The organism is Candidatus Palauibacter sp. (assembly GCF_965261555.1).
In the GTDB taxonomy this organism is placed as follows: domain Bacteria; phylum Gemmatimonadota; class Gemmatimonadetes; order Palauibacterales; family Palauibacteraceae; genus Palauibacter.
The window spans coordinates 2,716,716-2,741,142 of sequence record NZ_OZ253465.1 but is presented as its reverse complement, the minus strand read 5'-3'; the positions used below and the strand labels follow the sequence as shown (position 1 = coordinate 2,741,142).

Here is a 24,427-nt window from a genome sequence, read left to right as displayed (position 1 = left end):
CGAAGGGTCATGCCGGAGGAGGGACTCGAACCCTCAAGGGATTGCTCCCACCGGATTTTGAGTCCGGCGCGTCTGCCAGTTCCGCCACTCCGGCTCGCGAGCGCGGCCCTCACATCTACAACAGCGGGCCGCGCGCGGCTATTGCAACTCGTCGAGCGCCTGGTACACCAGCGTGCGCAGTTTCGCGTGGTCGTCCACGCCGCCCGTCGGAATGAGTTGCGTGAAGTAGACGACCACGAGATCCTCGGCGGGATCCACCCAGTACGTCGAGTGGTACGCGCCGCCCCATCCGTACTCGCCGACCGAGCCGGGGGTTCCGCGCGCGCCGAGATCGGCCAGCACGCTGAACCCGAGACCGAACCCGACGCCGCCGTCCCGGTTGAACCGGTCTCCCACGTGGTTGACCGTCATGAGGTCGACGCTCTTGCTCGAAAGGATGCGGGCGCCGTCGAGTTCGCCGCCGTTCAGCATCATCTGCAGGAAGCGGGCGTAGTCGTGCGCCGTGGAGAGGAGCCCCGCCCCGCCGGAGAAGCTCGTCCGCGGGCCGTCGACGTACGCGCCCTGGCCGACCATGCCGCCCGGATCGGGCGCCGGCGAGAGTTCGCCCTCCGAGGCCGAATACACGACGCTCAAACGGTCGCGTTTCTCGGGCGGCAGGTAGAAATGCGTGTCCACCATGCCCAGCGGCTCGAAGATCCGCGCCTGGAGGAAATCGTCCAGCGCCTCGCCCGACACCTCCTCGACGAGGGCGCCGAGGATGTCCGTGGCATAGCCGTACACGAAGCGCTCGCCCGGCTGCGCGTCCATGGGGAGCGCGGCCATGCGCCGCACCGTCTCGCGGACCGGCTCGTCGCGGTGCGCAAAGTACCAGCCCTGGATGCCCGCCTCCTCCCAGAGCTCCGCCGCGGGGCCGCCCCCGTAGCCGATGCCGGCCGTGTGGGTGAGCAGATCCCGGATCGTGATCGGCCGGTTCGCGGGGACAATGTCGTACCCGCCCGCTCCATCGGCGACGGCGACCGTCGTCTCCATGTACTCGGGCAGATAGCGGCCGAGCGCGTCGGAGATGAGGAGATCCCCCTCTTCCTGCAGCACCATGACGCCCACGCTCACGACCGCCTTCGTCTGCGAGGCGATGCGGAAGATGTCGTCCGTCTCCATGGGGTCGCCGGCCGCGACGTCGCGGTGACCGACCGCCTCGAGGTAGGAGACCTCGCCTTCGTGCGCGACGAGGGCGACCGCGCCGGCCAGATCCCCCTCCGCCACGTAGGACTCCAGGGCGCCGCTGAGGCGCTCGAGGCGACCCGCGTCCGACTCGGCCGCCGACGACCCCGGGACGCCCGCCACCGCGAGCGCCGCCGCGACCACGAGCACCGGGAGTACGCCCCACAGGAGGCGCCTGGGCATTCTGTTCATCCGTCTCCGTCCCAAACTGAGTAGACTCCTGATGCGGCCCTCACTTCGTGGGCAACGATACGCCGGACAGCCCGACGGCGTCCAGCGCCTCGGTCTGGAGCGCACTCGATCCGTGAGGGCAGGAGGAAAAGCAGGAGCATGCGCGCACGACGTAGATTCCGGCGTTCCACGACCACACATTTTCTGCTCGAGCTTGGACGAGGAACACGGTGTGATCAAAAAGAACGCGGGAAAACCGGAATTCCAGCGGCCTGAAGACGCGCTCAGCTGGCTGGAGCGCGCTTTGGAGATGGAGCGTCTGAAATACGCCGCAGTCCCGGTTGAGGGAGATTTGGTACCCCGGTTCGTTTCCGCCAGCGCTTGGGGGTACGTCACGGCGGCGTACACGCTGATCGAGCAGGCCTTGAAGACCCTGATCGATCAGACGATCGGATTCGATAGCACAAAGCTCCCCGCACGCCTGCGCGAGACCCATAGCCTGAAGACGCTGTTCGACCATCTCGACACCGACGACCGGAGAGTGCTGGAAGATCTCTACCGAGACTACTGGCTCACCGAGGGCGCTGGCAGCATGGGGTTCTCGCTTGACGAAATGGGAGCGTTTCTTGGCCACTTGGATCAAGGGCACGGGTCGATCAGCTGGAGATACAGCCTCACCGAAGAGATTGCGGCGATCCCCCAGCTCGGCCCCGTCTACGTCGAGCATATGTGGGAAACGGTCCGCTGTGTCCTTGGCGTCATCCGGCATCATGCGCTGGGCTACCCGCCCGTGGCCCACAGTATCGTCAAATGGCAGGAACGGCGTCGCCAGTACGTCCGCTGGCTCAACTTAAGGCTGAGGTCGGGAGAGTTGTCGCAAACGGATCGCATCGAACTCCTACGCGGACCGGACTCTCGGGGGAGGAGTGATTTCTGCGTGTTCCGCGGCAAGAGCGTTTTTCCGAAATTCGGCGACGTTGACGCCGCAGCGAAGCAGGCTGGCCTGGAGGTCGTCAACATGCAACGAGAGATCGCAGCCCTCACGGACAGCGAAGGTTCTTCTCCGTGAAAACGGGCACCGCCGCGGAATCGTCGACGCTCGGGCACCAGATCCGGGCTACCGCAGCCTCTCACCATTCATGATCGTGCATAACAGAAAGGGGCTCGGACATGACACCGCCGGACATCACACCCGTCGGCCCGAAGGATATCGAAGCTGCGGCGGCGGGTGTAAACCGTCTTGCCCAACGACTCTTCGGGCCCGCGCTCGCAGAGCTGGGGGAAATCCCGGCTGACTGGCTGCGGTTCTGGCGGGTGAAGAACCTTGCGGCGATATCCCGGCGAGTGGACCAAATGAGCGAACAGCGCGGGCTTGATCCATCGGGCGTGCGGGGCGTAGCGCTGTCCATCGGGTTGCCGTTGCTGGAGAAAGCATCATTGCAAGACGATCCGTTTCTTCAAGATTGGTGGGCCGGGCTGATCGCCGGAGTAGGCAGCGAGGATGACGAAGACGCGGAGACTTTTGGGCTGGACGCCACGTACGTCGAGGCCATGGGGCAGTTGACCAAGCTGGATTGCAAAATCCTCACCTATGTGTGCGAACACGGAGTTCGCCGCCGTACCGAAGAAGGCGATATCGTAACCTATGCTCTGGACCCGGAGGATATCAGCCGGAAGTACGGGCGGTACGCCCATATCGCGGTCGAAAAGCTGGTCGCCCTCGGGCTGATTCAGCGACACCCGAAGGTACCGTTGACACGCGGCGGACCCGGGGGCCTCGCCGAGGTGGTGCAACCCTCGATGATAGGTCTCAATCTGTACGCGGAGGCGACCGGCAAGCTCCCGGAGCGGCTGGTAGAAGAATAGGGGAATTAATAACGATGGCTTGAAAAGAGGGGGGACAACAAAGGATATAAGCCCATGTCGCGTAACGGATACCGCGCCCCCTAACAAGCCCACCCCGAGGGTGCAGCGGTATGTGAACGAGTTCGCCGCCAAGCAGAACACCCGCCAGATGGACACCATCGACCAGATGCGCCATCTCGTGGCCGGCCTTGCCGGTCGCCGCCTACCCTACCGCGATCTCACCGCCAAGTAGCTCCCCCCGGCAACAACCCATACGATGCGAAAGCGGGCCGAGGTTGGAGCCTCGACCCGCCTTCTGGCCCCCGTAGGCAAGTGGCAAGCCACTCGACTTCGCAGCTCGGGCAACCCCGGGTTCGATTCCGGGAGGGAGCTTTACCTCCTCTCCAGCGTCTCCGGCGGCGGGCGCTCCTTCTTTTCGATCTTCCCGCCCTTGACCGTCGTCGTTGGCTTCTGCGGGTTCACGTTGGCCGGCGCTGAGCCGTCCGGCTTGATGTTACTTGGCTTACTCTTTCCCACGGTTCCCCCTCCCGTTCTCGTTCGTATTCGTCCGCTTCGGTCTGAGGAGAGAGCCGGCAAGCTCGCGGGCCGTAATGCCCTCGAACTGCGGATTCTTCGACGGTGGCGTATCGGGTAGGCGCGCCACCTCGACGGTCGCTGCTTCCACTCATGGCGTCCCTCCCGCTTCGGGTCTCGCGGCGAAAGATAACGGCGACGGCGACGGCACACAAAAGCACCTCATCGCCAACCTCCGGCACCCCTGCCGGCGTGTCCGGGCGCGCCCGTGGCGGGTGACCGGCCCCCATCCACGTTGCAGGCTGAGACAACCGCAGGTGGCCCCTGTCGGGCCGCCGGCCGGAATACAACAGCCCGCGAAGGGCGAGGGGTAGCTCCCCGAGCCTGGGCGAATACGGCGGACTTCTCGCGATACACCGCCGCGCCGCTCGCCGCCATCGCGGCCTTCGCCGTCTTCGCCAGCCTCCTCGCGCTCCTCGCCAACCGCCACGACCGCATCCAGGCCACCCCGCCGCCCTACCCCATTCATCACGCCGCGACCGTTCTCGAGGGGCCGGTCAGGTCGCCGCGCGTGTACGCGGTGCCCGCTCCGGAGCGATACGAGGAGATTCGGGGCGATCCAGACATCACCCCCATCGCCGTCCTCGTCCGCAGCGGACAGAACACCTGCCTGAACGTCCTGGCCGCCGGAAGCGCGATGGCGATGCTGGAACAGGTCTACAGCTTCCAGACCGGGGCGGGTGGCGGAGCCTACGAGACCATCGACACCAGCGGACCCGTGCGCCTCAACCCCGACGGAACCGTTGCGATGCGCGCTCAGTCGAGCGCGGGACTCCCCTACATGCTTTACGGCATGGCCATCTTTCGCGATTGTGTGGTGCGGGAGTCGGATCGGTGGACCCTCGTTATCCGGGTCGTGGATGACCGGGGTGCGACCTTCGCCGAGATGGATGCCTCGGGCAGAGTTCTGCGGTCGGTTCGGTAGCCGCCCGTCAAACCATCGTTATAATTCCCAAGAATAGAGGGGCGCGCGAGCAGCAGCCGAACGGCCACAACTCAGCTTCGACCCCTCGCGCACACGTCGAAATCAGCTCTGACCGCCAAGCACTTCAACGACCTCGGCGATCACCTGTAGCGACCCGTCCTCGGCGCCCGTGATGGTGATGGGCTCGAAGTTGGGGTTGACCGGTTTCAGCACGATCCTCGTATGGCGCCACGAATCTCCGTCGCGCGCCTTTTCGCTCTCGTAGCGCTTGACGGTGTAGCGTTCGCCGCTCTCGGGGTCGGCGGTGTCGCGCATTTGCACGAGCACGGTCTTCCCCTGGCGCGTGCCTGCGACGGGTGCCGAGAACAGGCAGTACGCGCCGTCCGGTACGGCTGGCTCCATGGACTTGCCGACCACCTGCGCGACGAACATGCCGCGCCGGAGGCGACGCTTGGTTTCAACGGCCACCCAATCGAAGTCAGCGTCGTCGACATGCTGCGGGTCGGAGAAGGCGCCCGCCGCAGCCTTGAGAGGAACGAGCGGCACGCAGGTCACATAGCGGTCTTCCGGAGTTGGCTCGACGATCCGCAAGTGGGGAGGCAGCGAGTCGGATTCGACAAGCTCCGCGACGCCCTCGTCGTCTCTCCTCAACCGCCGGTACGCTTCCGACGCCATCCAAGCGGTTACGATCTTCTGGAACGAGGCGTCGTTCATGAACCTGACGAAGATCTCCTCGTTCTGGTCCATACGCTCGACGAACAGGTTCTCCAGGAGATTCCTGAACACCAGCGCGAACTTGTCGCCGGGATTGACCACGGCCGCCTGCCGCAGGGCGTCGTCGGCCATGGCCGCCTCGACGATTTGGTCGAAGAAGAGCTGGTCGGCTTGGTTGAAGTCCGTGCCGAAACGGTCGTTCACGATGTCGATGAGCTGCGAGAGCGGCACGGGATCTGATCGCGCCAAGCCGCTCCCCACCTCGGCGGGACCATCCAGGGCTCGCGCCTCACCGTCTTGAAGCGAGATGGATCCCTCGCTGATCTTCTGCAGGCGGTAGTACTCGAGTCGCACGTCGTCGTCGAACTGGTACGCCGGGCCGCTCTTGCGACGCGGCAGCTTCGTCGCGAGATGGCGCAGGAAAACGTACAACCGCTCAAGGTCCGAGTCCTGGTACGGGATGATTTGGCTCAGGAACCCGTACAGGCTCAGGAACGCGTGCAGCTTGCCACGCAAATGTTCCGCCTCTTCCTCTTCGTCCTCCCGGCGGACCTCGAACCGCGACACAGCGGGATCAAGCGCGGCGTTCATCGTCCGGTGATCCAACGGGCTCTGGCGACGTTTCGGCGTGAAGTAGACGGTGCTGAAGCGTTCGACCTCCTCGTCGAGATAGATGCCGGAGGCATCCAGCTCGCTCTTGATCGCATACATGCGGGCGGGATCGACCTCGTCGCCCATTTCGGCACCCTCGTAGTACGTCTTGAACGCCTCGCGGATCTCTTCGCGGTCGTTCACGAAATCGAGGACGAACGAATCCTCCTTGAGCGGATGGGTGCGGTTCAGGCGGGACAAGGTCTGCACCGCTTGGATGCCAGCGAGCCGCTTGTCCACGAACATCGTATGCAGGAGCGGTTGATCGAACCCGGTCTGATACTTCTCCGCGACGAGTAGAACCTGGTACTCCTGCGTCGCGAACTTCTCCGGCAACTCCTTCTCGGAAATCCCTTCGTTCATACCCGGTTCCGTGTAGGTCGTATCCGGGAATCGGTCGTCGGTCACGGTGCCGGAAAAGGCCACCAACGACTTGATGGCGTAGCCCTTCTCGCGGATGTAGCGGTCGAAGCTCTGCTTGTAGCGCACCGCCTCAAGTCGCGACCCCGTCACCACCATCGCCTTGGCGCGGCCGCCGATCTTGTGCCGAGTCACCGCCTGGAAGTGCTCGACCATCACCTCGGTCTTCTGCGCGATATTGTGCGGATGCAGCTTCATGAATCTCGCTAGCGCCAGCGCGGCTTTCTTGCGCTCGACGTTCGGATCGTCCTCGCAGGCCTTGAGCAGCTTGAAGTACGCTCCGTACGTGGTGTAGTGCTTCAGCACATCGAGAATGAACTTTTCCTCGATGGCCTGCCGCATGGTGTAGCGATGCGCCGGCTTCCCGTCACGGCCGAACACGGCGAATGTCTTGTGCTTGGGCGTCGCCGTGAACGCAAAGAAACTCAGATTCGCCTGCCTGCCGCGCTTGGCCATGCTGCGGAAGAGTTCCGCCATGTCCTCGCGGCCTTCCTCGGCCGCGCGCTTCCGGGCTCGTTTGCGAAGCTCGTCACCACCCAGCACCTCCTTCAGGTCCGTCGCCGTCTCACCTCCCTGAGAGCTGTGCGCCTCGTCGACGATGACGGCGCAGCGACGGGTGGGGAGCGTGCCCGTGCCGACCGTCCCTCGCTCCTCTGCCATCTTGAGCAGACGACGCGAGACGAAGGGGAACTTCTGAAGGGTCGTAATGATGACCGGGACCGCGTTCTCCAAGGCTTCGGCTAGCTGTCGCGAACTCTTGTCGATCCGTTGCACGACACCGCGCTTGTGTTCGAATTGGTAGATCGTGTCCTGAAGCTGCTGGTCAAGCACGATGCGGTCCGTGACCACGACGACGCTGTCGAACACGCGGGCGTTCTCGGAATCGTGCAGCGACGCGAGCCGGTGTGTCAGCCAACCGATCGTGTTGCTCTTGCCGCTTCCCGCAGAATGTTCGACGAGGTAGTTGTTCCCCACACCTTCGCTGCGGGCGGCATCCACCAGGACGCGTACGGCCTCCAGCTGGTGGTAGCGCGGGAAGATCATCGTTTCGGTCTTGACCTTCCGGCCCCGGTCGTCGCGCTTCTCGTCGATCTGCAGGTGGATGAAGCGGGCGAGCAGGTCGAGCAGACTCTCGCTCTGCAGCACCTCTTCCCACAGATAGGCCGTCCGGTAGGTCCGGCCCTCCGGGTCCGGCGGGTTACCGGCACCTCCCTCGCACCCCTTGTTGAAGGGAAGGAAGTGCGTCGCCTTGCCCGCGAGACGCGTCGTCATGAGCACCGACTCGGTGTCTGCGGCAAAATGCACCAGCGCCCGCCGCTTGAACTCGAAGATCGGCTCGCGCCGGTCGCGATCCTCTCTATACTGGCGGCACGCATCCTCGGCCCACTGGCCGGTGAGCGGGTTCTTCAACTCCACGGTCACGACGGGAATTCCATTCAGGCTAAGCGTGACATCGACGGAGTTCTCTGAGCGCGGCGAGTAGTGAAGTTGACGAGTGAGCCCCAGGCGGTTGGCTGCGTAGCGGCTCTCAAGCTCGGGGTTCAGCCCGTGCGCCGCCTTGAAGTACGCCACACGTAGGGTTCGGCCGTAGCACTTGAATCCGTGCCGCAGCGTCGCGAGCGAGCCGTGCACGTCCATCCATTTACACAGATCGCCGAGGATCTGCGCTCCCACTCCGTCGCTCAACAGCGCTTCGAGTCTGGCCCACTCCTTCGGCTGGGTCTCGCGAATGAAGGCGAGGACCGTCTCCGGGAAGATCGCACGCTCACGGTCGAAGCCTTTGCCCTCAACAGGAACGAATCCGTGGTCGAGCAAATGTGTTTCGATCACCGTCTCGAAAGCAGCCTCGGAGCGCGGAGCCACGCTCACGCTGCCATCCTTGCGAGCTTTTCGTTCAACCACCACACGGCAACTTGGCAGTAGGGCGTCAGCTCCCCGCCACCCGTAGCGTATCTGTCCCGCTCTCGCACGATACGCTCACGCGGCACGGGACCACGGATCTGCGCCTTCTCGTGCTTCCACCATTGGAGAACAGCTTCAAGCACGCCCTCGCGATTCCTCTTGAGAACAGGGAGGTTCAGGTTCAGTACGTCGTTAAGCTGTTCATTGAAACTCACGTCGTTCGATCGGATCGAACCATCAGATCCGTACCGGATCCGCGTCTCGACGCGATGAGCTGGTTCGGCAGGGTTCCACTTGAGATCGCTGTCACCCTTCCTCGTGTCGCAGTGCTGGAGGCGCGCAGGCTGTCCAACGCCATCACCTAGACGACCCGGACAAGCGGCGAGAAGGTTGCGGTAGGCGAGCTCTCGGCCCGGGTGGCGTGCCCGGCACTGCCAGTGCTCGATCTTCATCGCCGTCCGATCAGGCTTGATGCGACCCATACAGTAGCAGCACAGGCCACGCTGCTCGGTGACAAGCGCGTTTCGCAGTTCGTCCTTCTCCTGGTAGTTTTCATAACTGCTGTGCGACGTCTGGCGGTGCGCTGTCAGGCTCGGTGGCTCCCGCCCTTTGGCGATCACTCTCAATCATCACCCTCCATGAAATCGAGAAGCGTTTTGATTCGAGTCACCTCGGGATCGTTTTCGCCCAGCTGCTCTACGAGTTCCACCAGCAATCCCTTAGCCATCTTGTACCGCTGACTATCGATTTCCCGAGACACCTGCGCCAGCAATTCCTTCACCTTCCGGTTCCTTGGAGGGGCATCCATGATCTCTTCAAGGACGCGGCTGGAATCCATACCGAAAGCGTTCGGCGGCCTGTAGACCTCACCGTCCGCGATGATCTGGACTCGATCATGCTCAACTTCTCCGATCACTTGTGGTGAATGGGTCGTGGCGATGAACTGACAGCTCGGAAATGTGGCCTCGAGCTTCCGCACGATCTGCCGCTGCCAACTTGGGTGCAGATGAAGCTCGATTTCGTCGATCAGCACCACCGCCTCTGCCTCCGCGACCGGATCCGTGAGCTCTGGATTGGCTTGCACGAGGCGTCGAGTGAGATCCAGCACTAGCGCAAGCACTCCACGTTCACCATCCGACATTTGGCGCACGGCGACCGTGCCGTCGTCACCGTCGATCAGTAGGCGTGGACGCTTGCTGTCATCGGTGCGCAGATTCGCGTATCCGGGGAGGAACCGCACGACTGCATTCTCGAATGCATCGAGCGCTCGGCCCGCCCGCGCCCTCTCTGACCGCACCGCCTCTTGAGCCCGCATCCAGGCGGCGAGTTCGCCAAGTCGCAGCTCACGATCCGCGAACGCGTCTGCGAACGCTGCCGCGACACCTCCCGCAGCCAACCGCTTACTCGGCGTCCGTGCGGATGGAACGGCCCGCTTCGTCGAGAACAGCGCTGCCAGCGGTCGGCCTCCGATCTCTTCCCCTGTCGCCGGCTCCGGGGCCGCACCGAGAAACGATGCCTTTCCCGGCGTATCGTGGACTTGCTCACGCGGCCTGCCGGCCATGCCCTCTCGCTGGGCACTGGCCTCACGCGGCTTGTGGATCACGTACTGATGTTCAGCTGACGCGCGGCGGACGGTGCATTCAACCGTCAACGCGTTGGTGCCGACCCGAATGTCGTCAAGTACAAATCCCTCAACCGGCGTCCGAAGTTTGTTCGCGCGTTTCACGAACGCCGAGAGGCATACACGCAACGAATCGAGCACGCTGGTCTTCCCAGCACCGTTCACTCCGACAATGAGGTTAATTCCCGGCTGAAACTGGAACTCTACCGCCTCAATCGCACGGACGTTGGCCACCTTCAAGCGCTTGACGATCATGCCACACTTTCCAGTTTCATCTGTCCCGTCACGGCGGCGGCGATCAGGGCGGCGCGACGCTCCTTGATGAGTTCGATTGCGTGTTCCGCCGCATCTTGCGCCCGCTCGATTCTCTCCGTTTGCTGGGCAAGCGTAGCAACGATTGAACGCTGCTCGTCCAGTGGAGGCAGGGGAATTCGCCAGTTCTTGATGTGTTCTTGTGAGATCTTGACCATCGACGCGCTCGTGCCCCGAGCGTCGATCTCTATCTGTACACGGCCCACAGGAAGTGTCAAGAAATACACCAAGAATCTTCCGTCCACGACATCCTTTCGCAGCCCCAACCGATAGATTATGTCCGAGAGCATCAATTTTGGCCTCGTCTCATCCACGAAACATGCGTCCCCCACGCGCTGCGGCGTGTTTGATCGAGTCACGAGAACGTTCCCGGGCTGGATTTCAAGGTCCGGGCGAGGCTTCACATTCTGCGGGATAACCTTGGCGGCACGGTCATCGTAGCGACCTCGACTAACGGCGTTGAGCTTCAGCACACCCCAATCATCATCGCTGGGCACGCTGATTCCCGCTCGGGGACTCCAGCCCTGTTCGATCTCAGTCAGAAGGAACCTCAACCGAACTGTCTTCCAATGCGCCGGGATCTTCCCTAGCTGCGGGATGCGGGATCTGCGCCGGAGGCCACGGAAGTCGGGTCCCGAGGTGACGGCACGTGCGATGATCGCCCTGCGCTTCTCGGACAACAGCTTGAGCACACGCTCGTTCTCCGCCAAAAGTGCGTCCAACCGCCCCGTTATGCCATCGAGGCGGTCGGCGATTGCACGTTGCTCCTTGAGAGATGGTTGCGGGATCCTGAGGGACTTCACGTCACTCGTGCTTAGCTCCATGAAGGTGGAACCACGCCCGAGGATCTGAAGATAGTCGGCCTGCGCCGACAGCCAGTAGTAATGGAATCGGGTGTCAGCTTCGTGGCGCGGAACTAGCAGGAAGCAACCCTGGTTCGAGCATGCCTCTTCGGCGAGAACCGCAACGTGTCCAATCGGAGCGCGCTTGGTGAGGACGATGGAACTGCGTGGCACGATGGTTGTCCCGCACGACTCATACCCCGCTCGAGTGAGCTTCCGGCGCGTCTCTCGAAGCCAGTAGTCTTCTAGGGAACCGATATCCTCCGGCGTTACCCAGAGTATAGAACCGTCCCAGTAGTCGGCGTTTCCACTCTTGGGCGTAGCACCGCTGACCACGGCGAACACATGACGTAGCTGCTTCCGGGCCACGGACGTCATTCCGTTACCTCCCGAAGCAAACGCATGACTTCTTCCTCGGCCTGCTTCAGCTCAGCGTCGATCATGTCCAGCGGACGTGGTGGCGTGAACTTGTAGAAGTGGCGGTTGAAGTTGATCTCGTACCCAACCCTATCCTTGTTGCGATCCACCCATGCGTCGGGCACGTGAGGCCGCACTTCCCGCTCAAAATAGATGGCGATGTCGTCGTCGAGAGGCACGTTCTCGAAGTCACGCAGGGTAGGATCCGGCTCGTAGTCGGTCGTTCGCCCGCTTCGCGTAACTGGCTCGGCCTTGGGGTCCTTCTGGGTGAAAACGCTCCGGAAGAGCTTCTTCTCGCGGGAGGTCCACCGCGACTTGCGGGAGTGCAGCAAGGTGTCAATGCGGCTCGAAACGGCATTCCAATCCTTGTTGGATTCCCGTCCAAGCGACTTGTCAATAGCTTGTACGTCATCAAGCAGATGCGGACACGCATCGAGGAAGCGCGCTTTGTCATCCGCGCTCATCTGGTAGCGAAGGCGGAGCGGGCGTTCCACAGTCACGCGCGTGTAGCCGAATTCCGCGTTGTCGAAGACCTTGGACGTCTTGCCATCGGCGTGCTGGCCGTAAAGCCTCACGATGTCGTCGATCTGGCTGGCTGTGAGGTGGCGGCGCTTGTCGCCGAGGCTACGCCTGCTTTCCTCGCTCCCACCTGCGGTCCACACATCGCGCGCATCCAAGAGCTGAATTTTCCCGCGCCGCCGTTCCGCCTTCCGGTTCGTGACGATCCAGATGTACGTGCCGATGCCGGTGTTGTAGAACATCTGCTCGGGCAGGGCGATGATCGCCTCAAGCCAGTCATTCTCGATGAACCACCTGCGGATGTTGCTCTCGCCCGATCCCGCGCCGCCGGTGAAGAGCGGCGAACCGCTGAAGACGATGGCGAGGCGCGATCCATGCTTGTGCTCCGTCGGCCGCATGGGTTCCCGTTTGTCCCACATGTGCAACAGAAAGAGAAGCGAGCCGTCGTTCACGCGAGGGAGTCCGGCGCCGAAGCGGCCATCGATACCGCGCTTGTCGTGCTCCTGCTTGATTTCTCTCCGTTGTTTCTTCCAGTCCACGCCAAACGGCGGGTTCGTGAGGAAGTAGTCGTACGTCTCTTCGGCAAACTGGTCATCGGTAAGGCAATCGCCGAACTGGACGCTCTCGTCCGTTCCGTTGTGATCCACATCCTTCATCAGCATGTCGGATGCGGCGGTGGCGAAGGCACGCCGGTTGTAGTCCTGGCCGTAGACGAAGAGTTTCGCGGCCGGATGATGATCGCGGAGGTAGTTTTGCGCTTCGGCTAGCATTCCGCCGGTGCCGCAGGCCGGGTCGAGCAGCTTGCGAACCGTACCCGGCGTCGCGAGCAGTTTGTCGTCCTCGATGAACAAGATATTCACCATCAGCCGGATGACCTCGCGCGGCGTAAAATGGTCGCCGGCAGTCTCGTTGGCCAGTTCGTTGAAGCGCCGGATGAGGTTTTCGAAAACGAGCCCCATCTGCTCATTGGGCACCGCGTTCGGGTGCAAGTCGACATCGCAGAACTTCGAGACAACGAGATACAGGATGTTCGACTCGCGCATACGGTCGATCTCGTTCCCGAAATCGAAGAACTCGAAAATCTCGTGTACGTTCCGGGAGAAACCCTGGATGTAGGTGGCGAGGTGCGCGTGGACGTTGTCCGGATCGCCCTTGAGCTTCTCGAAATCGAGATCCGCGCGGTTGTGAAATCGCTCTCCGGCGACCCTGTTCAGCCGTCGATCCAGCGCTTCGCCCTTGATCTTGCCGCCTGCAAGCCGCTTGTATTCGGCCAACACCGCAGGCTTCGTTTCAGCGAGCACGCAGTCGAAGCGCCGGAGCACAGTCATGGGCAACATGACGCGCTCGTACTGCGGTGGCCGGTAGGGGCCCCGCAGCAGATCCGCAATCTGCCAGATCAGGCTTGAGAAGTACGTGTGGTCAGGCATCCGTAACGATTCGGTGTCTCCAGAACGCCGGTGGACGTAAGCGAACGGAAGATAAGGGACAGCCGCCTCAAAGGCTCAATCGAGTGCGGGGTGCCGCGTGTGCCAGTCCGTCGCCGCCTGGAAGGCGTGCGCCACGCTCAGGATCTTGTCGTCGGCGAACAGGTCGCCGATGAGCGTCGTCGTCAGGGGCTGATCCACCTCCTCGCCCTCGGGCCCGAGCGGGCCGAAGCCGTACTGCACGACGGCCGCGGGGTGTCCCGTCTCGTTCGTGAGCCCCACCTCTCCCGAGCCGGTGGCGAACATGTCGATGCCCTCCATCGCCTCGGCCATGCGCTGCATCACGATGAGGCGCCGCCGCTGCGCGTGCACGTAGTCCATCGCCAGACCCTCGCGCCCGCGGCGGAACCGCGTGAAATCGCGCTCCTCCACCTCGCTGAGTCCCTCCGGCACCGGGGGCAGTTCCCCGCCGGGGGCCACGTGGAAGTCGAAGGCCGACGACGACTCCGCGCCCAGCGAACTCGCCGCCTGGGCTGGCAGTTCGCGCATGAGCCGCGGCCGCGCCCCCAGCTCCTCGAGCTTCTCGACGAAGGAGTGCGGCGCGTCCTCCGTGTATCCGATCGAAAGCGCGCCCAGGTCCGGGTTCCGCTCGAAACGGAACGGCGTCGTGACGGAGGCGGGGTCCTTCTCGTCCGAGCCGTGGATCTCGTTGAACACGAGCGCGCAATCCTCGACCGTGCGGCACATGGGGCCCGTCTTGTCCATGCTCCAGGAGAGCACCATGCCTCCGTAGCGGCTCACGCGACCGAAGGTGGGGCGGAGGGCGCTGAGCCCGTTGCGGCGGCTCGGGGAGACGATGGACCCGCGCGTCTCGGTCCCGATCGAGAACGCGACGCAGCCCGCCGCCGTCGCCGACCCCGGCCCGGCGGAAGATCCGCTCGATCCCCAGGCCAGGTTCCACGGGTTCAGCGTCCGGCCGCGATACCAGCGGTCGCCCCGCGCGAACTCTCCCGTCGCGAGCTTCGCGATGAGCACGGCGCCCGCCGCGTTGAGCCGGCGAACGACCTCCGCATCCTCTTCGATCATCTGGGTCTGGAACGCCGCGGAGCCCCAGGTTGTCCGCGCCCCGACGGTCGAGAAGAGGTCCTTCACGCCGTAGGGGATTCCGTGCAGGGGGCCGCGCCATTCGCCCGCGCGGATCTCGGCCTCGGCCTGCTCCGCCTCTTCCCTGCCCCGGTCCTCGAGGATGGTCACGGCGCACAGCAGCACGGGGTCGTAGCGCTTCATGCGCTCCATGTAGATGTCGAACAGTTCCGTCGGCGAGACCCGGCGTTCCCTCACGAGCGCCGACAGCCGGTGCACCGGGAGGAACGCGATCTCCTCCTCGGTCGACGGCACGGCCCCCTCCCAGGGTTCGACGTCGATCGGGGTCTTCTCGAACGGGTTCATCCCCGCTCGCCAGTACTTCTCCAGCAGCGCCCCCGTCCCGCCCGGCCAGGCCTGGAACTGAAGCGCCGGCGGCTCCCCGTTCCCGAGCGGAATGACCTCCTCCTGAGCGGCCCGGAGTTCCTCCCGTGGTCCCGCGGTGCCGGGATCGGAGGGGCTCCGCGTCGGAGCGGCCACGAGCGTCCGGGGATCGAGGGCCCCCGCCGCGGTCGCCGCCGCGGTGACCTTCAGGAAGCCCCGCCGCCGCATCCCGCCCTCCGCCGCCTCCGCGCCTTTCCTGTCGAGGTCTTCAGACACGCTCGCCTCCTCTGGCCGGGGTAACTCAGATGGTCACACTGCGGCGTGATTCACGAGCCGACAAGCCGCCCGCGAAACTCCGACCGTCATTCTTGCGTCCGCACCGTATCCGTCCACGTGACGTATCGCGCCGCGGTCGGATGTCGGCCCCAACCCTCACCTGTGATCCAGGAGGCTCGGCATGGACATGGACCTGGTCGTCGTCTTCGCGTTCGTCTCCACGATCGTGCTGATCATCACCGGAGGCATCGTCCTCTTCCCGCTGTCCCGCAAGCTGGCCTACTTCCTCGAGCAGGCGGCGCGAGATCGGGCGGACCGGCTCGCCGGCGGGGTACAGGACGCCCTGCCGGGTCCGGCGGCGAACGACCGCGTGCTTCAGGCGCTTTCCGAGATGCAGGACCAGGTGGGACAGATCGCCGAGCGACAGGCGTTCACCGAACAACTCCTCGAGCGTCGCCTGGAAGACCCCGATCACGAGGCAGGTCGCCTCGAGAAGTGATGCCGGGGCGCACGACACCCTTACCTTGCGCTTTGTGGCCGGATGAACACGCGGCAGTCACGGCCGCCCCTTGGCTTGGACGGCCGCAGGACGGAGGACGGAGGCTGGAATTGGTGAACCGGGAAGAAGAGCCGACTCACGAGCGAGATTCAGACGCGGCGGACCGCGACGGGATCGGTAAGGCGACCGATGCGGAACCCGTTCCGCCGGTATCCATCGACGAGATCTTCACGCCGCACGACTTCGGGCCCTGGCCCGAGGGCTTCCGATGCAGCCGTGAGGAGCTGTACGGGGACGACGGGCGATAGGAGTGAGGCCGGGGCGCGCACGACCACTTCGGTACAACCAACTTCATCCCAACGTCGTCCCTGCCACAGGAGGGTGATCCGCCGCCCCGGCTTCAGTTCTCCCGTCAGTCCCGACCCCCCGAAGCGGTCAGAAGTTCCGCGGGTCCGGGACACTGAGACGCGCCGAGTTCGAGAAGCGTTGCTTCGCGTCCGGTCCGGCGGCGGCACCCAGGCCGGCCGACGGAACCCGGGCTGGCCGACGGAACCCGGGCCGGCCTGCTACGCCGGGAGGTTGAAGAAGGCGAGCCCGAGCACGACGTACACGGCGAGGAGGAGCACGCCCTCCATCCAGTGCGTCTGGCCGTCATCGGCGATCTGTCCCACGACGAGGACGGAGACCGCGACGGCCACGACTTCGAGCGGAGAAAACACGAGGTCGATCGGAGCCGGCCCGATCGCGTAGGAGAGGAAGACGAGGAGCGGGGCGATGAGTAGGGCGATCTGGAGGGACGATCCCACCGCGATCTGAATCGACAGGTCCATCTTGTTCCGAAGGGCGACGAGCACGGCGGTCGAGTGTTCCGCCGCGTTGCCGACGAGGGCGACGACGATCACGCCCACGAAGACCTCGGTCATCCCCAGGGAGTGGGCCGCCTCCTCGGCTCCACCGACGAGGATCTCGCTCATCCAGCCCACGAGCGCGGCCGCGCCGACGAGGACCGCGAACGACTTCCCCTTCGACCACGCGGGAGCCGCGTGCGTCTCGCCGGCGGCGTGCCCCGTCCCCTGGTAGAGATCCGCGTGCGTCCGAAGCGCGAAGACGAGCGAGAGGACGTAGCAGACGACGAGAACGACGGAGACCTCGAGGCTCAGCAGCCCCGACCCGGTTCCCGCCGCCGTCGCCGCCACCGCCCCGGACTCCGCCCCGTTCCGAAGAAAGTGAAGCAGCGACGGGATGAGGAGTCCGACCGCGCTCAGGAGGAGGAGCGTGGAGCCCAGCTTGGCCGCCGTCCGGTTGAAGACCTGCTTGCGGAACTTCAGGCCGCCGAGCAGCGCGCTCAGTCCGAAGATGAGGAGGATGTTCCCGATGATCGACCCCGTGAGCGACGCCTTCACCAGGTCGTGCAGACCCGCTCTGAGGGCGAAGATCGCGATGATCAGCTCTGCGGCGTTCCCGAATGTCGCGTTGAGCAGTCCCCCGAGACCGGCGCCCACGTGCTCGGCCAGCATCTCGGTGGACTTCCCCATGATTCCGGCGAGGGGAACGATCGCGACCGCGGAGGTAAGAAAGAGCGTGGTCGCCGACGCGTGGACGACGTACTCGAGAACGAGCGTGATGGGAACGAAGACGAGAAGGAGCAGGAGAACCTGGTCTGCTTTCAGCTTGAGAGCCAACGCGTTCTCCTCCCGTTTTCGCCGGAAAGCACTGCCGCCCGAGGCAAAAAGAGGCGCCGTCCGGATTCGAACCGGAGTAGGGGGCTTTGCAGGCCCCTGCCTAACCACTCGGCCACGGCGCCGGAGTTCGCACAGCCTAATGGAGCGACCACACCGACGCCACCGGCGGAAGGTTCTCCATCGCGCCCCGGACTGCTATACTCGCGCGATGCCTTCGCCGACCCTACGCGCCCTTCCGATCCTTGTCGCCCTCGTCTCCACGGCCGTGGCTCCCATCCATCTCGCCGGGCAGTTCAGCGACGCGCGACTGCCGAGGCAGGGGAAGCTGTGGCTCACCGTCCAACCGACCCTGCTGAACTGGACCGAGCAGTTCGCCTTCGACTCGCGCGCGGGGATCGCCGACGGGGAGCGCGAGCCGCTGGCCGCCCACTTCGATGGTCCGCTCGCCCGGCGCATGTTCCCTCCCCCCCACGCCCTCATCCAGGAACTCAATGCCGATGCGGAGGCCCTCGGCTTCGAACCCGTAACCGAGGACGACTTCTCGTTCGGCGGGCTCGACTTCTCCGCCATGCGGGCGCAGATACGCCGACTCGGGCTCGGCGTCGAGGTGGGCCTCCTCGACTGGGTAAGCGTGGGAGCCCGGGCTCCCTTCACGCTCACGGACATGACGGTGGGCTTCGCTTTCGACTCCACCGCGACCGTGACCGGAAACGGCGCGGCCTTCGAGTCCGGCGCGCCCTTTCGCATGGACGCGCGGTCGGCGCTCGACGATCTCGGTGCGCTGATCGATGGCGGCTCTCTCACGGGGACCGCGCTCGATCAAGCGATCGCGCTCCGGAACGCCACCCGGGACTTCGTCAACACGCTGGGGCGGCGGGCCGCCGCCGGGGCCCTGATTCCCACCGCCTCCAGCGCGGCGGGGACCCAGATGGCGCAACGCTTCGCGGACTACGCGGCGGCGTTCGACGCGCTCGGCCTGATGCTGCCGGAGCTTTCCCTGCCCGAGTTCGCGACGGAGGATGACTTCAACACGCACTTCCTGAGCCAGGGCTTTGCCGACCGCCTGCCGAGGGACAGCCGGAACGAACTCGATCTGGGGGAAGTGGAGGTCTTCCTGCGCGTGAACCTGATCGACGGCATCACGCGCCGCCGGCCGATCCCGGGGCCGTCCGGCGACGGGGGCGCGGGTTCCGAGCCGGGCGCGGATTCGGAAGGCGGCATTCGGCTGCGCACGAGCGTCGGCGCACTCGCCCGACTCCCCATCCGAAACCGCAACCTCACGATCTTCGGAGATCCGACGAATTCGGCGGACATCCCGATCGGGGACGGCCAGACCGACATCGAACTGGCGCTGTACCAGGACATCGCCTTCGGGAGCCTCTTCATGATCCGCGCTTCCGCCCGCTACGGGATGCAGCGCCCGGACGAGGCGGCGTTCCGCTTCAACCCTCCGGACCGCCCCTATGGCCAGGAGGACCTGGTGGCGCTGATGCGGCGGGATCTGGGGGACTACGTGGCGGTTCTGGTCCGCCCCTCCCTGCGCTTCAACGCCGCCCTCAGCGTGGGGATCGAGTACGATTACTTCCGGCTCCCCGCACCCACGTATCAGTTCGTCGGGATGATCGAGGGGCTGGACCCGAACACGGTGGCGGCCGAGGGAGCGCAGACCCGCCATCGACTGGGGCTCGGGTTGCTCATCGATCTCGCCGAGGCCGGGAGCGTCGAGGAGTTGATTGCCGGAGCAAAACCGGTGCGGGGCGCATGGCAGTTCGGCATCTCGCTGCGCCGGGCGATCTCCGGCTCGGGGGGCCGGACGCCGGCCTCCTTCCGCTACGGAGCCGAACTCCGCTTCCCGATCAGCATCTTCTAGCGCTACAGCTGGCCGGCGAGCAACTCCTCGGCATGGGCGCGCGAGGCGCGGCTGGCGGGGTCGCCTCCGAGCATGCGAGCGACTTCGTGGACGCGTTCTCCGCCGGTGAGGACCCGGACCGATGTCCGCACGCCTTCGTCTTCCGCGACCTTTCCGACGGAGTAGTGCGCGTCGGCTCGCGCCGCGATCTGCGCGAGATGCGTGACGACGAGCACCTGATGGGCGGCGGAAAGCCGCACGAGCCGGGTCGCCACCCGGTGCGCCACCTCGCCCCCGATCCCCGCATCGATCTCGTCGAACACGAGCACGGGCAGGTCGTCCACCTCGATGAGCGAGGTCTCGAGCGCGAGCATGAGGCGGCTCATCTCTCCCCCCGAGGCGACCCGCCGCAGCGGCGCCGGGGGAAAACCCGGATTCAGGGAGACGAGAAGCTCCACCCGTTCGGCGCCGGTCCCCCGGATCTCGCCGTATGCTTCGAGCGCGATCTCGAGACGGCCTCCCCGGAGACCGAGTTCCGGTAGCGCGGCCGTCACGGCCTTCGCGAGCGCGCGGGACGACGCGCGGCGCCGCTCGGAGAGTTCGGACGCCAGCGCGGCGAGTTCAGCGGAAGCGGCGTCCCGCGCCGCTTCGAGACGCTCGATCTCGTCATCGGCGCCGCGCAGGGTCTCCAGCTCACGCCGTGCCTCCTCCCCCGCGCGGATCACATCCTCCAGAGCACCGCCGTACTTGCGCTTGAGCCGGTAGAGGAGATCCTGCCGGACGCGAATTTCATCGAGCCGCCGAGGGTCGTGCTCGATCGAGTCGCGGTAGGGAGCGAGGCTCTGCCCGAGTTCCTCCACGTTGCGGAGCGCCGCCTGGAGCAGGTCGCGGAAGGCTTCCGCCTCGCGGTCGATCGAGACGAGAGCGTCGAGTCGGGCCGCGAACTCGCCCAGCTGGTCGACGAGCGAGCCCTCGGCTTCGTACAGCCCGTCGTGGAGCGAGCCCGAGAGTTCGATCAGCTCCTCGGAATGCGAGAGGCGGCGGGCCTCGGACTCGAGCGCCTCGTCCTCGTCCGGTTCGAGCCCGGCTCCGGCGATCTCATCGCGCTTGAAGCGCAGGTAGTCGGCCCGTTCACGCCCTTCGCGCGCGGCGCGGCGCGTGTCCTCGAGACGTCCCTCGATCGCGCGCAGACCCTCGTAAGCGGCCTCCGTCTCGGCGGCCAGCGCTTCGTGCCGGCCATAGGCGTCCAGAATCCGCCGCTGCCAGGCGCGGTCGAGGAGCCGCTGGTGATCGTGCTGTCCGTGGAGGTCGAGGAGGCGGCTCCCGAACTCGCGCAGCCGTCGCGCCGTGGACGGCGATCCGTTCACCCACGCCCGGTGCCGACCCTCGCGACGCAACTCGCGACACAGGATGAGCCACCCATCTTCATGATCGACGCCGGCATCCTCGCACAGCGTCCGCAGTCCGTCGAGGTCTTCGATCTCGAACCGGCCCTCGACGCGCGCGGCCCCGGCGCCCGCCCGGATCATGTCCTGTGACGGCCGCCCTCCGACGAGGAGCGCGAGCGCTTCGACGAGGAGGGATTTCCCGGCGCCCGTCTCGCCGCTGAGCACGCTGAGACCGGGTCCGAATTCAAGCGTGGCCTCCTCGACGACGGCGAAGTTCCGGACGCGAAGCTCCCTCAGCACGCTGGCTCGTCCTCGTCCCCCCCGGATGGGGGCGTCGGGTGCTCGCGGACATCGCCCCATCGCAGCTTCCGCCTCAGGACGGTGAAGAACGAGTGTTCGGGCAGCCGGACCAGGCCCACAGGGTGCCTCGAGCGGGCAACTTCCACGCGGTCCCCGACCGAGAGCCGGCAACCGGGCTGTCCGTCAACGGTCAGTTGCAGGTCGTGGTCCCCCGAGAGGAGTTCGACGGAGATTCTCGTGTCCCCCGAGAACACGACCGGGCGCACGGCGAGCGTGTGCGGCGAAATCGGCGTCGCGACGATGCCCTTCATGGTCGGCGAGACGATGGGGCCGCCCGCGGAGAGGCTGTAGGCCGTCGAGCCCGTGGCGGTGGCGAGGATGATGCCGTCCGCGCTGTAGTGTCCCACTTCGTCGTCATCGGCCAGCACGCGCAGTCCGATCAGGCGGGCGAAGCCGCTCTTGTGAATGACGGCGTCGTTGATCGCGTAGAAGCTCCGTTCGACCGGTCCGTTCGATCCGTTCGGAACCACCCGGATGCGGAGGGCGATCCGCTTCTCGAGCGCGTAGTCCCCGCTCGCCACCATCGACATCGCCGCCTCGAGTTCATCCTCCGAAACCATCGTGAGGAAGCCGAGCCGACCGAGGTTGCAGCCAAGCACGGGGATCCCGCGGGGCGCCGCCAGACGAGCTGCCCGCAGCAACGTGCCGTCCCCGCCGAGGGCCAGGACGAGGGCGACGTCCGCATCGATCTCCTCCGGTGCGGTGGAGTCGCGTCCGGCCTCCGTCGCGAGCGGCGGTTCGAAGACGAGCGAAACCCCGAGTTCGTCCGCTCTGCGCTCGACGCGGTGAAGGAGCGGCTCCAGTTCCGGGTGATCGGCGTTGCCGATGATGAAGAACTTCACGGGCCGCTCAGCGGTCGCGGTCGAGGACGAGACGTCCGATTTCGCGCAGCCGGTCCGCGCCCGCGAGCGGCGAAATCTCGCCCAGCGCCTCGCGGCCGAGCTCTTCCGCGCGTGCTCTCGCTCCCTCCAGGCCGAGGATCGATGGTGTCGTCACCTTTCCCAGGGCTTCGTCCCGCCCGCCGATCTTCCCCATTCGGCTCGAGGATCCCGTCACGTCGAGGATATCGTCCACCGTCTGGAACGCGAGTCCGATCGCGATGCCGAAGCGGGTCAGCCGATCGACCGTGTCCTCGGGTGCGCGGGCCGCGACGCCGCCCATCGTGCAGCAGGCCGCAATGAGGCGCGCGGTTTTGCCGAGATGGATGCGCTCGAGCGCATCGAAGCCGACGCTCCGCTTCTCGGCGAGGAGATCGAGGAGCTGGCCTCCGACCATGCCGTCGCTGCCCGCTGCCTCGGTGAGAACCCCGATGAGTCGGCTCGCGACGTGATCCGGCAGCTTCAGATCCGCCGCTCCCTCGGCCACGGCGCGCATCGCAAGCGGAAGCAGCGCCGCACCCGTCATGACCGCGGCGCGCTCCCCGTACCGCACGTGTACCGTCGGCCGCCCGCGGCGAAGGTCGTCGTCGTCCATGCAGGGGAGATCATCGTGGATCAGGGAATAGGTGTGGACGAGTTCGGGCCCCAGCGCCACGCGGTGGAGCGCACGCGCGCCGTTTCCCGAGCGCGGCCCGGCGACGCCGCCCGCGGCTTCCCAGGCCCCGACGAACAGGAGAGGACGGATCCTCTTTCCCTTCGCGAGGACGGCGTACCGGATGGGTTCCGCGATCCGGCCCGTCCCGCGCAGCGTTTCGGACAGCCAGCCCTCCAGCTCCGCATCGATGGCGGCACGCAGCTCCGGCAGCTCGCGGGTCACGGTTCGCCGTCCGGCCGGTCTTTGCCGTCCGGCGCTTCCACGCCTTCCAGCGGCTTCGCTTCCAGTCTTCCCGTAGACGAAGCGATGAGTTCCTCGACCCGGCCGCTCGCCGTCTCGAGCCAGCGCCGAGCCTCCCCGAGACGCTCGATCCCCTGCTCGAAGAGGGCGATCGCCTCGTCCAGGCCGATGCCCTCCCGGTCGAGGCGTTCGACGATCCGCTCCAGTTCGCCGATCGCGGTCTCGAATTCGAACTCCGTCGAAGACTCGCTCACGCGTCGGACTCCCCGGCGTCCGCCTTCGCCGCATCACGTTCCACGGTGTCGGTCGTCGCCGCGACCTGTCCCCCCCTGACCCGGAGGCGGAAGCGCTGGCTCGGCGTGAAATCGTCGATCCGCGTGAGCCGGCGTCCCTCGAGGTCCGTGGCGACCGCGTAGCCGCGGGCTACCGTCTCGAGCGGGCTCAGGGCGTCGAGCGCTGCCGCGAGTCCGGCGAGCCGGGTACGCGAGCGGGCGAGCGCGCGTTCCATCCCGGCCGGGAGGTAGGCCGCCATGGTATCGAGACGCAGCCTCGCGACGTCGCGCGCGTGTCCGGCGGAGGCCGGCAGCCGTTGCGCGAGCGCTTCCACGCGGTCGCTCCCGCGCGTGATGAGCCGGCGCAGCCCGCGAGCCAGCCCGCGTCCCGCCGTGTCGAGCGAGGCGCGTACGGTCCGGATGTCCGGCACCGCGAGTTCCGCGGCCGCGGACGGCGTCGGCGCCCGGAGGTCGGCCACCAATTCGCACAGGGTCACGTCGACCTCGTGCCCGACGGCGCAGATCACCGGAACCGGACTCGCCGCGACCGCTCGAACCGCCGTCTCCTCGTTGAAGCACCACAGGTCCTCCACCGACCCGCCGCCCCGGCTCAGGATGATCGCGTCGAGCTTCCGATCCGGACCGCCGGTGCTCCAGTCCGTGAGACGCTGGAGGGCGGCCCGCACTTCGCCGGCGGCGCCTTCGCCCTGTACGCGGCAGTGGCGCACGACGATCTCGACCCAGGGGGCTCGCCGCCGGAGCACGGTGATGATGTCATGAAGCGCTGCGCCCTTGCGCGACGTGACGACGCCCACGCGGCGAGGGAAGGCGGGCAGCGCCCGTTTGCGCTCCGGATCCAGCATGCCCTCCGCCGCGAGCTTCCGGCGGAGCCGCTCGAAGGCGATCCGCCACAACCCCTCACCCGCCGTCTCGATGGCGCGTACGCGCAACTGGAACCGGCCCTGCCGCGCGTAGAGGGTCGGACGACCGTGGACGAAGACCTCCATGCCGTCCTCCGGATCCGCCGGCAGGCGCCATGCATCCCCGCGAAAAAACACGCACGCGACGCTGGAGTCGCGCTCCTGGTCCCGGAGAGAGAAGTACCGGTGTCCGACGGAGGAGCGGGTCCAGTTCGTCACTTCGCCGCGGACCCAGAGGTCGCCGAACCGCTTCTCCAGCGCGCCGCGCGCGGCTTCGTTCAGGTCGGACACGGTAATCGCGCCCTCCGCGGAGCGGCCATCGCGGACCTCCGCCGCGCCGAACAGCGAGGTTTGACGCGTCAC

The 24,427-nt window shown here is 65.9% G+C and carries 19 protein-coding genes, 2 tRNA genes and 2 pseudogenes; 6 read left to right on the top strand and 17 right to left on the bottom strand.

Features of this window, described 5'->3' with window-relative positions; genetic code table 11:
* Positions 1–10: 10 nt before the first annotated feature.
* Positions 11–94 (bottom strand) — tRNA-Leu (locus ACQY5G_RS11805).
* Positions 95–138: 44 nt separating this feature from the next.
* Complete coding sequence (locus ACQY5G_RS11800) at positions 139–1,404, bottom strand: serine hydrolase domain-containing protein (protein WP_428274208.1); 1,266 nt, start codon at positions 1,402–1,404, stop codon at positions 139–141.
* Between the two features lie 220 nt (positions 1,405–1,624).
* Between ACQY5G_RS11800 and ACQY5G_RS11795 the strand changes: the two genes are divergently transcribed.
* Complete coding sequence (locus ACQY5G_RS11795; RefSeq protein WP_428274206.1) at positions 1,625–2,461, top strand: hypothetical protein; 837 nt, start codon at positions 1,625–1,627, stop codon at positions 2,459–2,461.
* Positions 2,462–2,562: 101 nt separating this feature from the next.
* On the top strand, positions 2,563–3,258 hold the full coding sequence (locus ACQY5G_RS11790) for a hypothetical protein (protein WP_428274204.1): 696 nt from the start codon (positions 2,563–2,565) through the stop codon (positions 3,256–3,258).
* Positions 3,259–3,630: 372 nt separating this feature from the next.
* On the opposite strand, the gene ACQY5G_RS11785 is transcribed toward ACQY5G_RS11790, so the two are convergent.
* The gene (locus ACQY5G_RS11785) at positions 3,631–3,774 is read right to left on the bottom strand and encodes a hypothetical protein (protein WP_428274202.1); all 144 of its coding nucleotides are present in this window, start codon (positions 3,772–3,774) and stop codon (positions 3,631–3,633) included.
* A gap of 292 nt (positions 3,775–4,066) precedes the next feature.
* Here ACQY5G_RS11785 and ACQY5G_RS11780 point away from each other — a divergent pair, with 292 nt between their 5' ends.
* Positions 4,067–4,756, top strand: coding sequence for a hypothetical protein (locus ACQY5G_RS11780; RefSeq protein ID WP_428274200.1), 690 nt, complete (start codon positions 4,067–4,069; stop codon positions 4,754–4,756).
* Positions 4,757–4,858: 102 nt separating this feature from the next.
* Here ACQY5G_RS11780 and ACQY5G_RS11775 read toward each other — a convergent pair.
* From ACQY5G_RS11775 to ACQY5G_RS11745, 7 genes and pseudogenes are all read right to left on the bottom strand, one after another.
* A pseudogene (locus tag ACQY5G_RS11775) lies at positions 4,859–5,224 on the bottom strand (S24 family peptidase); the annotation flags it as partial.
* 177 nt (positions 5,225–5,401) lie between these two features.
* A pseudogene (locus ACQY5G_RS11770) lies at positions 5,402–8,404 on the bottom strand (type I restriction endonuclease subunit R); the annotation flags it as partial.
* 2 nt (positions 8,405–8,406) lie between these two features.
* Positions 8,407–9,063, bottom strand: coding sequence for a TIGR02646 family protein (locus ACQY5G_RS11765; RefSeq protein WP_428278688.1), 657 nt, complete (start codon positions 9,061–9,063; stop codon positions 8,407–8,409).
* Between the two features lie 2 nt (positions 9,064–9,065).
* Positions 9,066–10,319: an AAA family ATPase gene (locus ACQY5G_RS11760; RefSeq protein ID WP_428274198.1), complete on the bottom strand. Its 1,254-nt coding sequence runs from the start codon at positions 10,317–10,319 to the stop codon at positions 9,066–9,068.
* Positions 10,316–11,596, bottom strand: coding sequence for a restriction endonuclease subunit S (locus tag ACQY5G_RS11755; protein ID WP_428274196.1), 1,281 nt, complete (start codon positions 11,594–11,596; stop codon positions 10,316–10,318). The genes ACQY5G_RS11760 and ACQY5G_RS11755 overlap by 4 nt, the downstream gene beginning before the upstream one ends.
* A complete protein-coding gene (locus tag ACQY5G_RS11750; protein WP_428274194.1) occupies positions 11,593–13,581 on the bottom strand; it encodes a type I restriction-modification system subunit M in 1,989 nt (662 codons plus the stop codon). Before ACQY5G_RS11750 ends, ACQY5G_RS11755 begins: the two co-directional genes overlap by 4 nt.
* 75 nt (positions 13,582–13,656) lie before the next feature.
* Positions 13,657–15,321 (bottom strand): amidase, encoded by a 1,665-nt coding sequence (locus ACQY5G_RS11745; RefSeq protein ID WP_428274192.1) that lies wholly within the window; start codon positions 15,319–15,321, stop codon positions 13,657–13,659.
* Positions 15,322–15,502: 181 nt separating this feature from the next.
* On the opposite strand from ACQY5G_RS11745, the gene ACQY5G_RS11740 reads away from it, so the two are divergent.
* Positions 15,503–15,820 carry a hypothetical protein gene (locus ACQY5G_RS11740; RefSeq protein WP_428274190.1) on the top strand — a complete coding sequence of 106 codons (318 nt, stop codon included), beginning with the start codon at positions 15,503–15,505 and terminating at the stop codon, positions 15,818–15,820.
* A gap of 113 nt (positions 15,821–15,933) precedes the next feature.
* Positions 15,934–16,128, top strand: a complete 195-nt coding sequence (locus tag ACQY5G_RS11735; RefSeq protein WP_428274188.1) for a hypothetical protein — start codon at positions 15,934–15,936, stop codon at positions 16,126–16,128.
* A 258-nt stretch (positions 16,129–16,386) separates the two neighbouring features.
* Here the strand turns inward: ACQY5G_RS11735 and cax are convergent, their stop codons facing one another.
* A complete protein-coding gene (cax, locus tag ACQY5G_RS11730; RefSeq protein ID WP_428274186.1) occupies positions 16,387–17,502 on the bottom strand; it encodes a calcium/proton exchanger in 1,116 nt (371 codons plus the stop codon).
* Between the two features lie 51 nt (positions 17,503–17,553).
* Positions 17,554–17,624, bottom strand: a tRNA-Cys gene (locus tag ACQY5G_RS11725).
* An 86-nt stretch (positions 17,625–17,710) separates the two neighbouring features.
* On the opposite strand from ACQY5G_RS11725, the gene ACQY5G_RS11720 reads away from it, so the two are divergent.
* Positions 17,711–19,372, top strand: a complete 1,662-nt coding sequence (locus tag ACQY5G_RS11720) for a hypothetical protein (protein WP_428274184.1) — start codon at positions 17,711–17,713, stop codon at positions 19,370–19,372.
* 2 nt (positions 19,373–19,374) lie between these two features.
* On the opposite strand, the gene recN is transcribed toward ACQY5G_RS11720, so the two are convergent.
* Genes recN through xseA form a run of 5 tightly spaced genes read right to left on the bottom strand, consistent with a single transcriptional unit; the run spans position 19,375 to position 24,427 of the window.
* On the bottom strand, positions 19,375–21,039 hold the full coding sequence (gene recN / locus ACQY5G_RS11715) for a DNA repair protein RecN (RefSeq protein WP_428274182.1): 1,665 nt from the start codon (positions 21,037–21,039) through the stop codon (positions 19,375–19,377).
* Positions 21,033–21,941: an NAD(+)/NADH kinase gene (locus ACQY5G_RS11710; RefSeq protein WP_428274180.1), complete on the bottom strand. Its 909-nt coding sequence runs from the start codon at positions 21,939–21,941 to the stop codon at positions 21,033–21,035. The genes recN and ACQY5G_RS11710 overlap by 7 nt, the downstream gene beginning before the upstream one ends.
* A gap of 7 nt (positions 21,942–21,948) precedes the next feature.
* Complete coding sequence (locus tag ACQY5G_RS11705) at positions 21,949–22,854, bottom strand: polyprenyl synthetase family protein (RefSeq protein ID WP_428274178.1); 906 nt, start codon at positions 22,852–22,854, stop codon at positions 21,949–21,951.
* Entirely contained in the window at positions 22,851–23,126 is a 276-nt protein-coding gene (xseB, locus tag ACQY5G_RS11700) for an exodeoxyribonuclease VII small subunit (protein ID WP_428274176.1), read from the bottom strand. The genes ACQY5G_RS11705 and xseB overlap by 4 nt, the downstream gene beginning before the upstream one ends.
* Complete coding sequence (xseA, locus tag ACQY5G_RS11695; RefSeq protein WP_428274175.1) at positions 23,123–24,427, bottom strand: exodeoxyribonuclease VII large subunit; 1,305 nt, start codon at positions 24,425–24,427, stop codon at positions 23,123–23,125. Before xseA ends, xseB begins: the two co-directional genes overlap by 4 nt.